This is a genomic window from Egibacter rhizosphaerae, assembly GCF_004322855.1.
Taxonomy (GTDB): Bacteria; Actinomycetota; Nitriliruptoria; order Euzebyales; family Egibacteraceae; genus Egibacter; species Egibacter rhizosphaerae.
Genome location: NZ_CP036402.1, coordinates 3,654,607 through 3,665,912, shown reverse-complemented (window position 1 = coordinate 3,665,912; position 11,306 = coordinate 3,654,607). Strand labels below are relative to the sequence as shown.

Here is an 11,306-nt window from a genome sequence, read left to right as displayed (position 1 = left end):
CAACACTGCCCCGGGGCGGCATCCGGACGCCGTGTTTGACCGGACCTCCGCCCGCGCTGCAGGCTTGCGGCATGGCGACCACGTCACCCATGCCGATCGACCGCGACAGCGTGACACCCCTGTGGGTGCAAGTGGAGGCCGACCTGCGCCGGCGCCTCGCGAACGGGGAGTTCAGCGAGCGCTTCCCCACCGACCGCGAACTGGTCCAGCAGTACGACGTCAGCCGACACACGGCGCGGGAGGCCGTCCGCAGGCTGCGGGCCGACGGGGTCTTGACCCGCGCTCGCGGTCGGGGCTCCTTCGTGAATCCCGACGCGCTGGAGCAGCCGCTCGGGGCGCTGTACAGCCTCTTCCGGAGTGTGGAGGCGCAAGGTCTGTCCCAGCGCAGCATCGTGCGCGCGCTGGAGCTCGTGACCGACGCGGAGGCCGCTGCCCGGCTGGGGGAACCGGCCCAGAGTGACCTCGTGTTCTTGTCGCGCCTGCGGTTGGCCGGCGAGGAGCCGCTGGCCGTCGATCGGGTGTGGCTACCGGCATCGATCGCGACCCCCCTCCTGGAGGCCGATTTCTCCCGGACGGCGCTGTACGACGAGCTGCGCGAGCGCTGCGGGACGGTGCCGACCGGGGGCAGCGAGCGCATCGAGCCGACCCTGCCCTCGGCGACCGATGCGGCCGAGCTGGGCGTGCGGGGGACGACGCCCGCCATGTCGGTGACCCGGATCGGCCGCACCCCCGAGCGTGTGATCGAGTACCGCCGGACGATCATCCGCGGGGACCGTTACGCCTTCGTGGCCGATTGGGGGGATGCCGGCAACCAGGCCCTGCGCGCCACCACGTCCACCTCCGAGACCTGAGCACCCCGCCAAGCCGATCGTCCACCGACTACGACCGTCGGACAGGCGCAGGACCGACCGCCGGTGCCCGCGAGCACCTAGGCTGTCGCTTCCTTGCGCCTCCCATCGCAACGACCAATCACCGGGCTCCCCCACCGCCCCCGATCGCCGCGAGCCCGTCGAGGGGTCGCGGCCTCCTGGGTGCACGGGGCGGCCACGGTCACCACGCTCGCGCTCACGGTTGCCCTGCTCGCCGTCATCCTGCCACCCGACGCCTCGGCCGAGCCACCGGCTCCCCCTGCGCCGGCGAGCTCCGTGGCCTCGACCGAGCCCGAGGAACCGGGGGAGGTGGGACCACGATGGGCGCACGACCCACGCGTGGAGCGGCTCGCCGGTCCCGACCGGGTGCACACCGCTGTGGCGGTCTCGGGGGCCACGTTCACCGACGGCGCCGACCACGCGGTGCTGGCCACCGGCACGCAGTACCCGGACGCCCTGGCCGGCTCGGCGCTGGCGGGCGCTGCCGGCGGGCCCGTGCTGCTGACCCGGGGCGATGACCTCGAACCAACGGTGAGCGAGGAGCTCGACCGCCTCTCCCCCGATCGGGTCACCGTGCTCGGCGGCGAGCAGGCCGTACCCGCCGCTGTCGAAACGACACTGGACGATCGCGGCATCGACGTGGATCGGGTCCGAGGCGCGGACCGGTTCGACACCGCCGCGCAGGTCGCCGAGCGTGTTGCGAACGCCGTCGGGGGGTCGCCGGGACGCGCGTACGTGGTGGAAGGCCAACACGCCGATCCGCAGCGCGGCTGGCCGGACGCGACCGCCACCGCGGGACTCGCGGCGAGCGAGCGGGAGCCCGTCCTGCTGACCCGTCACGACCGGCTTCCGTCGGTCACCGTCGACGCGCTGTCGGCCATGGACGTCGACGAGCTCGTCATCATCGGCGGGTCCAGCGCGGTCAGTGGGAGCGTCGCCGACGAGCTCGAGCGGATCGTGGGCGCCGTGACCCGCGTCGCCGGCACCGACCGGTGGGAGACCTCGGCTGCGATCGCCGAGCGCAGCGTCGATGCCGGTCTGGACGGCGGACACCCCTGGGTGGTGTCCGGTCGCGATTGGCCGGACGCGCTCGCGGCTGGCCCGGCCGCCGCGCAGCGCGGTGGACCGCTGCTCCTGACCGACGGGCGTGACTGGGACCTCGCGGCCCCCTCCGCGCGCTGGCTGACCGACGCCGGCGTGAGCTCGGCCACCGTGGTCGGCGGCACGGGGGCCGTCGGCGAGGTCGCTGCCCGCGACGTCGAGGCGCTCGCTCGCGCTGGCGAAGGCGACGTGATCCGCACGACGGCCGCCGGCGACATCGCCTGCGACCCCGAGTGGGACTGGGATCCGGTGGAGGAGTGCCGACACGCCGACACCGCCGAGCTCGCCGCGGGCGCCGACTGGGTGTTCGCGCTGGGCGACCTGCAGTACAACGACGCGACCATCGAGAACTTGCAGGCGTCCTACGACCCGACGTGGGGCGAGTTCCGGGAACGGACGCTGCCGGTGCCGGGCAACCACGAGTACTACCGGGACAGCGAGGGCCAATCGAGCGGCGCGCGAGGCTACTTCGAGTACTTCGAAGGCCACGACATCGGGGAACCGTTCGCGGGCTACTACGAGCGCGAACTCGGTTACTGGCAGGTGCTGGCGATCGATTCGAACTGCCGCTCGGGCGTGGACTGCGAACCGGACGGGGAGCAGGCCCGGTGGCTGCGCGAGCGATTGGAGGCCAGCGACCAGCCGTGCACGCTCGCGTTCATGCACCACACCGCCTTCAGCTCAAGCCCTCGTCACGGCGATGATCCGTACGTGCGCCCACTCCTCGAAGAGATGGAGGACGCGGGGGTCGACGTGCTCCTCACCGCCCACGCCCACAAGTACGAGCGGATGCGGCGCGCCGATGCGAGCGGCGGCGTCGATGTCGACGACGGGATGCGCGTGTTCGTCGTCGGCACGGGCGGAGTCAACCTCCATCCCTTCGCCGAGCAGCGTCATCACCTGCAGGTGACCGGAACCGACGCGCACTTCGGCGTGCTCGAGCTCGACCTGCACGACGTGGGCTACCAGTGGGAGTTCGCGGCCGTTGACGACCCACAGCTCGAGGCGGGCGAGTTCACGGACGCCGGATTCGGCAGCTGCGGCTGAGCCGGGCCGCCAGGAGGCGCGATGCGGACCGATGCTGTCGAACGCCTGAGCGCCAAGCTCGACGTCCGCTCCGTCGCCCGGTCGCTGGCGCCAGGCAGGGGGGAGACCTTCGACCTGGCCTACGTTCGAGACGGCCCCGAGAGTGACGTGCCGATCCTGCTGGTCCCCGGTGGCCCGGGGCTGGCCTCGGTCCTCCCGTACCACCGCCTTCGCCGAGAAGCAGCGAAGCGCGGACTCGACGTGATCATGGTCGAGCACCGCGGCGTGGGGTTCTCGCGGCACGACGTACAGGGGGCCGACCTGCCCTCTGAGGCGCTCACGATCACGCAGGCCGCCGACGACCTCGCCGCGGTGCTCGACGCGTGCGGCGTCCAGCGTGCGGTCGTGTACGGCACCTCCTACGGCAGCTACCTGGCGCAGGTGTTCGGGGTGCGCCATGCGGACCGCGTGGCGGGGACGGTGCTGGATTCACCGAAGGTGTCAACCAGCGACCACGCGGTCACGCGGGCGCACTTGCGACGCCTCTTGTGGGAGGGCGAGCACCCGGACACGGCCGAGGTGGCGGCGCTGCTGCGAGCCGCGGTCGATACGGGCGCGGTCGATCGGTCCTCGGCCACCGACGTGGTGCAGCCGGTCTACGAGTTCGCCGGTGCGAACAACCTGACCCGGCTGCTCCGGCTGCGTCTCGCGGGGCGCGGACAGCGCATCTGGGAGCGTCTGGCCGCACTCGGCAGCCGCGAGGTGAGCGAGGTGCACCGCTACGTGATGGAGTTCGACCTGGTCGGCACCATCGCCTTCCGCGAGCTCGCGTACGCCCCATCGCCCGACGGCGGCGTGCTCGACCTGAACCTGGCGTTCGGCGCGGTCGCCGACCGCTATCCACCGTTCGCCGGCGAGCCCTTCGACCTCGCCCACCACCTCCCCGAGGCCCGGTGGCCCATGGCCGTGGTCTCGGGTGACCGGGATCTACGCACGCCACGACCGATCGCGGAGAGCATCGTCGAGCGCGCGCCCGACGCCGCCCTGGTCCCGTTGGCCCGGACCGGTCACAGCGCGCTGGACACCCACCAGCTCGCGGCCCTGTACGTCGCCCGCGCGGTCCAAGTCGGCAACCACGGCAAACTCCCGGGCGTCGCCGACCGGCTCGCCGCACTCCCCCGTCGGGGTGCGTCCCGGTGGCTGGGGCACGCCATCGCCGGGGCCGTGCGGGCCGCGTCCCTCGTGCCCGCGCCACGGCGGCGCCGACCGCTCGCCGGCGGCGGGCAGCGCTGACGGACTAGCTCACGTGCCGCGCCGAAGCGCGAGGACACGCAGCCCCGAGCGCGAGACCGCGGCGCCGCGCACCGGCTCAGGACGACCGAGGCGACCGCATCGGGTCGCCCCGGTCGCTGTTCGGCCTCAGCCCCCGTTCACGCCCCGGGCGATCCGATCTCCGACATCCTTGTCGACGTTGCGCCAGTACTCGATCGCGCGCTGGAGCACCGGATCGCTCACTCCGTCGGAGAGGTGGCCGACCACGTTGCTGACCAGCCGGTCCCGCTGAGCGTCGTCCATGACCTCGCGCACCAGCGTGCCGGCCTGCACGAAGTCGTCGTCGTCGCGGCGCGGCGTGTACGCGTGGTGCACCATCTCGCCCTGCGTGTGCCACGACGCGTCGTCGGGGTAGCCGACCCCGTCGGCCTGTGGGCCGCCCTTGCTGTTGGGCGCGTAGACCGGATCCGAGACCTTCTCGACCCGCATCGCCCCGTCCTTGCTGTAGCTGTGCACGGGACTCTGCGCCGAGTTCACCGGGATCTGCTTGTAGTTGACCCCGATGCGCGCCCGATGCGCGTCGGCGTAGGAGAAGATCCGCGCCAGGAGCATCTTGTCCGGGCTCGGGCCGATGCCGGGCACGAGGTTGTTCGGCTCGAACGCGGCCTGCTCGATCTCGGTGTGGAAGTCGGTCGGGTTGCGGTCGAGGGTCAGACGACCCACCTCGATCAACGGGTAGTCGCCGTGCGGCCACACCTTGGTCAGGTCGAAGGGGTTGAACCGGTAGGTCGCGGCCTCATCGAAGGGCATCACCTGCACGTAGAGGGTCCAGCTGGGGTAGTCGCCGCCGTCGATGGCGTCGAACAGGTCACGCGTGTGGTAGTCCCCGTCCTCTCCGGCGAGCCGGTCGGCCTCCTCCTGGGTGAGCGTCTTGAGGCCCTGGTCGGTCTTGAAGTGGTACTTCACCCAGAACTTCTGCCCCTCGGCGTTGACCCACATGTAGGTGTGGCTCGAGTAGCCGTTCATGTGCCGCCAGGTGGCAGGGATGCCGCGGTCGCCCATCAGCCAGGTGACCTGGTGTGCCGACTCCGGGGAGAGCGTCCAGAAGTCCCACTGCATGTCGTGGTCGCGCAGGTTGCTGTCCGCTCGACGCTTCTGCGAGCGGATGAAGTGCTGGAACTTCATCGGATCGCGGATGAAGAAGATCGGCGTGTTGTTGCCGACCATGTCGTAGTTGCCTTCGCTGGTGTAGAACTTCAACGCGAAGCCGCGCGGGTCGCGCCACGTGTCGGGGCTGCCGCGCTCGCCGGCGACCGAGGAGAAGCGCAGCAGCGTCTCGGTGCTGGTCCCCGGCTGGAAGACGGCGGCCTTGGTGTACTCGCTCACGTCGCCGGTGACCTCGAAGCGGCCGAACGCGCCGGCGCCCTTGGCGTGGGGCTGGCGTTCCGCGATGCGCTCGCGGTTGAAGTTGGCCATCTGCTCGATGAGGTAGTGGTCGTGGAGCACGATCGGGCCGTCCGGCCCGACGGTGAGCGAGTGCTCGTCGCTGGCGACCGGAATGCCGGCGTCGGTGGTGGTGGGCTGGCGATGCTCGCTGGCCAAGATGAGGCCTTTCTATCGGGTGCGTGGCGTGGCGGTGCCCGGGTGCCACCCGGCCGGTCCGTGCGGCGTGGTCAGCCAGCGGGCGGCGGGGACGGAGCGCTCCGGGCACCGGAACGGCAGTGAGCGCAGAGCCCCCAGAGCACCACTTCGGCCTCGTCGACCTCGTAGCCCCGGTGGTCCTCGGGGGTCACGCACGGCGCCTCGCCGGTGACGCAGTCGACATCGTCGACGGTGCCGCAGCTGCGGCACACGAGGTGGTGGTGATTGTCACCGGTGCGCCGCTCGAACCGGGCAGGATGCCCGGCCGGGCGGATCTGCCGGACCAGGCCGGCGTCGGCGCAAGCGGCGAGAACGTCGTAGACGCCCTGCTTCGAGATGGCTCCCAGGCGCTGACGCGCGCCCTCTGCCACCTGCTCAGCGGTCGCATGCGGGTGCTCGGCCAGCCACTCCAGGACCGCCCTGCGAGGGGCGGTCGCCCGGAGCCCCACCTCGCGCAGGTGCCCGGTCACATCCGGGCCGTCAGAGTCGCTCACGGCGTAGAAGGCTCACACCCAAACTGGAACCAGTCAAGAGAGTAGGTCCCGCCCCCAAGCCTGCGGTCCTCCGCCGGTCCGCGCCGCCGCCTCGGGACGCCCCTTGGCTGTCTTCAGCGACCCCGTCGCTCCAAACGTGGGAGCATGAGCGCCATGACGGTGGCCAGGGCATTGACCGCGGCGACGTACCAGAAGAGCACGGCGAAGCCGATCCCCTGGACGAGGACGCCGAGCACGAGCGGCGACAGGCCGGCGAACAGCGCGTTCACGCCCCACAGGAGCCCGATCATGGAGCCTTCGAGGTCGTGGCCGTCGGCGACGTCGAGTGCCCCGGCCTGGATGAGCGAGTTGGCGCCGAACATGACCGTGCCCATGAGCGCCACGAGCAGGCTCAGCAGCACGCCGCTGCCGGCGAGCGCCATGCCGACCGCGATCAGGGACTTCGCCGCGAGCACCCCGGCGATCACCGGCTTGCGGCCCACGCGGTCGGAGAGCATGCCGGTGAGTGGGCCGGCTACGATCCCGAACCCGGTCAGCAACGCGGTATGCACACCGATGCCGACGCTGCCCATGCCCTGGGTCTCGCTCAGGTAGATCCCGAGCCAGACGAGCAGGCCGCCCTGTCCGAGACCGTTGAAGGCGCCCACCAGCAGCAACCGCCGCAGACTCCGCCCGCGGAGCATCGCCCCGAGCGCCTTGGACTGTTCGCGGAAGGAGCGCCGCTCGCCCGTCGGTGCCTGCGTCGTGGCCTGCCACTGAGGTGCTTTGCGGAGCACGACCCACAGCAGGAGCGCGAAGACGAGGGCCAGGGGCAGCGCCCCGTACAACACCCCCTGCCACACGAGCACCGTGAGCAGGGCGCCGACCAGCAGCGGACCCGTAACGTCGCCCACGCTGCCGGCCGCACGGTGCAGCGCGAGCCAGAAACCTCGCCGGTGCGGGTAGCGCTGCGACAGCAGGCTGAGCGCGGCCGGGTGCCAGATCGAGCCAGCCGCGTTGGCCAATGCGACCGCGACCAGGATCACGACGTACGTGGGCGCGACCCCGACCAGCAGGTACCCGAGCCCCATCGTGAGCAGGCTCAAGTACAGCACGAGGATGCGCTTGTCCTGGAAGCGATCGAGCACGAACCCGCCGCCCATGCTCGCGACGCCGCCGGCCACGCGACGCGCCGTCTCGATGGCGCCCCCCGCGATCGGGGTCAGCGACAAGGCCGCGTACACCTCGGGCAGGATGACGTAGAACCCGTGCTGGTAGAGGTGCTGCAGGGTGTGCGCGCCCACGACGGCCCCGGCGGCAACCCGGTCACGGGGCCCGGCGGCCTCCTGCGCAGCCTCCTGCTCGTCACCCGTCCGCGCCATCGCCCCTCGATGCGGATTCCCGAGGCGCCACCGCGCGCCCGGGGCGTCCTCCGATCACCCGACCGTTCCGGCCTCGCCACTCTCCCATAAACTTCGGACCCCTGTCCAATACGTCACCCTCGCCTGGATCCAGTGGCGCGCCACCATGGTCGGGCGCGACCCCGCGACCGACCGTGTCGCGGTCGGTCCGCGACGACGAGAACGCACGAGCGGAAGGTGAGCATCGCATGAGTGACGAGGACACCAGCAGGATCGGGCCGCCAGCCGTGGGAGCGACCATCCTCGGCTACCCGAGGATCGGCCCGAACCGCGAGCTCAAGGCCGCGCTCGAGGGCTACTGGCGTGGCGACCTCGCCGTCGAGGACCTCGCGGCAGCGACCCGGGAGTTGCGCTCGGCCACCTGGAGCCGCCTCGACGACGCCGGCCTCGACTCGGTGCCGAGCAACACGCACTCGCTCTACGACCACGTGCTCGACACGACCGACATGCTCGGAGCCGTGCCCCCGCGGTTCGCCGCGCTCGACCTCAGCGACCTCGACACCTACTTCGCCATGGCCCGCGGGCACGGGGACGCCCCGCCGCTCGAGCTCACGAAGTGGTTCGACACCAACTACCACTACCTCGTGCCCGAGATCGGCCCCGACACGCCGATCTCCTTGGCGGGCGACAAGCCCGTCGCCGAGTATCGGGAGGCACGCGACCTCGGCCTCGACACACGTCCGGTCGTGTTGGGCCCGGTGACCTATCTGCTGCTCGCGGCACGGGCACCCGAGGCCCCCGAGGGATTCCACCCCGTGGACCGACTCGACGACGTCCTCACCGCCTACGTCGACCTCCTCGAGCGCTTGGCCGTCGAGGGAGCGGCGTGGGTGCAGCTCGACGAGCCCGCGTTCGTCGCCGACCGCAGCGACGGTGAGCTCGCCGCGCTGGAGCACGCCTATCGCGTCCTCGCCCAGCCCGCGCGACGCCCGGCGCTGCTGGTCGCCGGCTACTACGGCGATCTCGGCCCAGCCCTCGGCACGCTGGCGGCCAGCCCGGTCGAGGCGATCGCCCTCGACCTGGTCGAGGGCGCGGTGCCGGGCGACCGCAGCGACCACGGCACCGTGGGCGGCCTGGCGGACAAGACCGTGGTCACCGGCGTTGTCGACGGCCGCAACGTCTGGCGCACCGACCCCGAGCGCGCACTCGGGCAGCTCGAGCGCGTCGGCGCCCTCGCGGGTGCGACTGCCGTGGGCACCGCCTCCCCCCTGTTGCACGTTCCCCACGACGTCACCCGCGAGGCGCACCTGCCCCATGAGCTGCGCCAGCGCCTGGCGTTCGCCGATCAGAAGCTCGCCGAAGTGGTCGAGCTGGCCGACGCCCACCGCCAGGGTCGGCGTGGCGAGACCTCCGCTGCCGACCCCGCTCCGCGCGGCGACGAGGACGTGCGCCGGCGCGTCGCCGCCCTCACCCCTGAGGACGCGCGGCGGGCTCCCTACGAGACCCGCGCCGTGGCGCAGCGACGCCGCCTCGCCTTGCCCGCGCTGCCGACCACCACGATCGGCTCGTTCCCGCAGACCCGGGAGATCCGCCAGGCGCGAGCCGCTCACCGGGCGGGGCGCCAGAGCGAGGAGGAGTACGCGCAGGCCATGCGCGACGAGGTCGCCCGCGTCGTGGAGCTACAGGAGTCCTTGGAGCTCGACGTCCTGGTGCACGGGGAGCCCGAGCGCAACGACATGGTGCAGTACTTCGCCGAGCAACTGTCGGGCTACGCCGCCACCGAGCACGGCTGGGTGCAGTCGTTCGGGACCAGCTGCGTGCGGCCCCCGATCCTGCACGACGACGTCGTCCGAGACGCGCCGATGACCGTCGGCTGGGCGACCTACGCCCAGAGCCTCACCGACCGCCCGATGAAGGGGATGCTCACCGGGCCGGTCACGATGCTGGCCTGGTCGTTCGTGCGCGACGACCAGCCGCTGGCGGACACGGCGCGACAGGTCGCGCTCGCGGTCCGCGACGAGGCACGCGATCTGGAGGCTGCCGGGATCGGGGTCATCCAGGTGGACGAGCCGGCGTTGCGGGAGTTGCTCCCGCTGCGCGCGGCCGAGCGGCCCGCGTACCTCGAGTGGGCCGTGGAGGCCTTCCGGCTGGCCACCAGCGGCGTCGGCGACGCGACCCAGATCCACACCCACATGTGCTACGCCGAGTTCGGCGACGTCCTCGACGCGATCGACGCGCTCGATGCCGACGTCACCAGCGTGGAGGCGGCCCGCTCGCGCATGGCGGTGGTCGACGAGCTCGACGAGATCGCGTTCGAGCGCGAGATCGGCCCCGGCGTCTACGACATCCACTCCCCTCGCGTCCCCACGGCCGAGGAGATGGAGGAACTGCTGCGCCTCGGCCTGCAGCGCATCCCCGCCGAGCGTCTGTGGGTCAACCCCGACTGCGGTCTCAAGACCCGCGACTACGACGAGGTCGAGCCGGCGCTCGCGCGCATGGTCGACGCCGCCCGACGGCTCCGGTAGCCGCGGGATGCCCTCGTTCAGCTCGACGTGATCGTCGAGCTCGAGCGCGAAAGGATGAGCGGTGTCAGCGTCCGAGCAACGCCTCGACTCCCCGGCCGAGATCCGGGACTTCCTCGGTGTCGACACCCCGTCGAGCCCGCCCGCCTACGAGACCGAGTGGGTCGAGCCGCAGTCGGACTACACGTTGGCGCGCATCGTGTACGAGGTGTCCGACGGCGACCGTGTCCCCGCGTACCTCCTGCGACCCGGGGCCGGCGTGGGTGAGCCCGAGGCCACGGCCTCGCCGGGCATCGTGGTCTTCCATCAGCACGCCAGCCAATGGCATCTCGGCAAGAGCGAGGTCGCCGGCCTCGCCGGCGAGCCGCTGCAGGCCCTCGGGCCCCCGCTGGCCCGCGCCGGGATCACCGTGCTCGCCCCGGACTCGGTGTGCTTCGAGGACCGGCGGCGACAGACCGACGGCCTCGAGCGACACCACGACGACCTACACCAGCACGACAACGAGCTCGCCTACCGGCTCGTCGCCGGGGACACGCTGGCGCGCAAGGTGCTGCAGGACGCCGTCGAGGCGGTGTCGGTCCTGAGCGCCGTCCCCGGCGTCGACCCCACCAGGCTCGGGGCGGTCGGCCACTCCTATGGTGGTCACAACACCCTCCTGCTGAGCGCCATCGATGAGCGGATCCGCTTCGCCTGCGCCAGCGGGGCGGCCGCGACCTATCGCGCGAAGATCGCAGCCGAGGTGAGCCTCGAGCGCGCCCTCGTCGTGCCGGGTATCGCCCATCGGCTGGACATGGACACCGTGGTCGCCTGCATCGCGCCCCGGCCGGCCCTGCTGGTCGCCGGCACCGACGACCGGCATGCCATCGACGCCAGCGAGGTCGCGGCCTCGGCTGCCGCTGCCTACGCCGCGACGGGAGCGGCCGACGCCCTCGAGTGCCGCGTCATGGACGGAGGGCACGAGCTCACCGGCGAGCGTCACGAGCTCATCGTCGGCTGGGCCCGCGCCCGAGCCATGAGCGGCGAATGATGACCAGCCGGCCC

General features: G+C 72.0%; 8 protein-coding genes. 5 read left to right on the top strand and 3 right to left on the bottom strand.

Annotated elements, in window-relative coordinates:
* The first annotated feature begins 71 nt into the window (after nucleotides 1-71).
* From ER308_RS16805 to ER308_RS16795, 3 genes are all read left to right on the top strand, one after another.
* Nucleotides 72-851 carry a GntR family transcriptional regulator gene (locus ER308_RS16805; protein WP_205745686.1) on the top strand — a complete coding sequence of 260 codons (780 nt, stop codon included), beginning with the start codon at nucleotides 72-74 and terminating at the stop codon, nucleotides 849-851.
* Between the two features lie 180 nt (nucleotides 852-1,031).
* Nucleotides 1,032-3,017 (top strand): cell wall-binding repeat-containing protein, encoded by a 1,986-nt coding sequence (locus ER308_RS16800; protein ID WP_165492190.1) that lies wholly within the window; start codon nucleotides 1,032-1,034, stop codon nucleotides 3,015-3,017.
* A 21-nt stretch (nucleotides 3,018-3,038) separates the two neighbouring features.
* Nucleotides 3,039-4,289, top strand: a complete 1,251-nt coding sequence (locus ER308_RS16795) for an alpha/beta fold hydrolase (RefSeq protein ID WP_131156060.1) — start codon at nucleotides 3,039-3,041, stop codon at nucleotides 4,287-4,289.
* Between the two features lie 126 nt (nucleotides 4,290-4,415).
* On the opposite strand, the gene ER308_RS16790 is transcribed toward ER308_RS16795, so the two are convergent.
* The 3 genes from ER308_RS16790 to ER308_RS16780 form a co-directional block, all read right to left on the bottom strand.
* Entirely contained in the window at nucleotides 4,416-5,870 is a 1,455-nt protein-coding gene (locus ER308_RS16790) for a catalase (RefSeq protein WP_131156059.1), read from the bottom strand.
* A gap of 71 nt (nucleotides 5,871-5,941) precedes the next feature.
* Nucleotides 5,942-6,403 (bottom strand): Fur family transcriptional regulator, encoded by a 462-nt coding sequence (locus ER308_RS16785; protein ID WP_205745685.1) that lies wholly within the window; start codon nucleotides 6,401-6,403, stop codon nucleotides 5,942-5,944.
* Nucleotides 6,404-6,516: 113 nt separating this feature from the next.
* The gene (locus tag ER308_RS16780) at nucleotides 6,517-7,764 is read right to left on the bottom strand and encodes an MFS transporter (protein ID WP_131156058.1); all 1,248 of its coding nucleotides are present in this window, start codon (nucleotides 7,762-7,764) and stop codon (nucleotides 6,517-6,519) included.
* Between the two features lie 227 nt (nucleotides 7,765-7,991).
* Between ER308_RS16780 and metE the strand changes: the two genes are divergently transcribed.
* Nucleotides 7,992-10,268 (top strand): 5-methyltetrahydropteroyltriglutamate--homocysteine S-methyltransferase, encoded by a 2,277-nt coding sequence (gene metE, locus ER308_RS16775; protein WP_131156057.1) that lies wholly within the window; start codon nucleotides 7,992-7,994, stop codon nucleotides 10,266-10,268.
* 61 nt (nucleotides 10,269-10,329) lie between these two features.
* Nucleotides 10,330-11,292, top strand: a complete 963-nt coding sequence (locus tag ER308_RS16770) for a prolyl oligopeptidase family serine peptidase (protein WP_131156056.1) — start codon at nucleotides 10,330-10,332, stop codon at nucleotides 11,290-11,292.
* The last annotated feature ends 14 nt before the right edge of the window (nucleotides 11,293-11,306 follow it).

Excerpts from the sequence above, each read along its gene's own strand:
- ER308_RS16805 (WP_205745686.1), top strand. The coding sequence starts at position 72 with ATGGCGACCACGTCACCCATGCCGATCGACCGCGACAGCGTGACACCC.
- ER308_RS16795 (WP_131156060.1), top strand. The coding sequence starts at position 3,039 with ATGCGGACCGATGCTGTCGAACGCCTGAGCGCCAAGCTCGACGTCCGC.
- ER308_RS16780 (WP_131156058.1), bottom strand. The coding sequence starts at position 7,764 with ATGGCGCGGACGGGTGACGAGCAGGAGGCTGCGCAGGAGGCCGCCGGG.
- metE (WP_131156057.1), top strand. The coding sequence starts at position 7,992 with ATGAGTGACGAGGACACCAGCAGGATCGGGCCGCCAGCCGTGGGAGCG.